This window comes from Paraburkholderia sp. J63 (assembly GCF_905220245.1).
Classification (GTDB): Bacteria; Pseudomonadota; Gammaproteobacteria; order Burkholderiales; family Burkholderiaceae; genus Paraburkholderia.
Map to the genome: position 1 here is coordinate 1 of NZ_CAJMZF010000160.1, position 565 is coordinate 565.

The 565-nt window shown below is 68.8% G+C and carries 1 protein-coding gene; it reads left to right on the top strand.

The annotated features are described in order from the left end of the window. The coding region (locus U5775_RS38965) for a condensation domain-containing protein (RefSeq protein WP_322063443.1) at positions 1 to 565 on the top strand (565 nt) is incomplete at both ends.

Below are 565 nucleotides of genomic sequence, written 5' to 3' on the forward strand. Positions count from 1 at the left end.
GTGACGCGCTTTCGCGCAGCATGGGAAGCGGCGACTGCGCAGCACACGATCCTGCGCACGGGCTTCGTGCAGCAGGGCGAGGGCTGGCTGCAGTGGGTTGCGCGCGAAGCGCCACTGCCTTTCACGCTGCACGACTGGTCCGATCGTAATGACCACACCGAAGCACTCGACACACTCGCCGCACACGACCTCTCGCAAGGCTTCGACCTTGCCCGGCCGCCCCTGCAGCGCGTGACGCTGGTGCGCACAGCGGCACGGCGTCATCACCTGATCTGGACACACCACCACGTGCTGATGGATGGCTGGAGCGTCTCGCAGCTCATGGGCGATGTGCTGCGGCACTACGATGGGCGCGCACCGATGGCGGCAGGCGGCCGCTACCGCGACTACATCGACTGGCTCGCGCACCGCGATGCAGGCGCGAGCGAAACCTGGTGGCGCGGCGTGCTCGCGGAACTGGACGAACCGACGCGCCTCGCCACCGCCCTGGGCAATGCCGATCCCCAGCCGGGCCACGGCGAACACCTGCTCGCGCTCGACGAAGCGGCCACCACGCGTCTGGTGT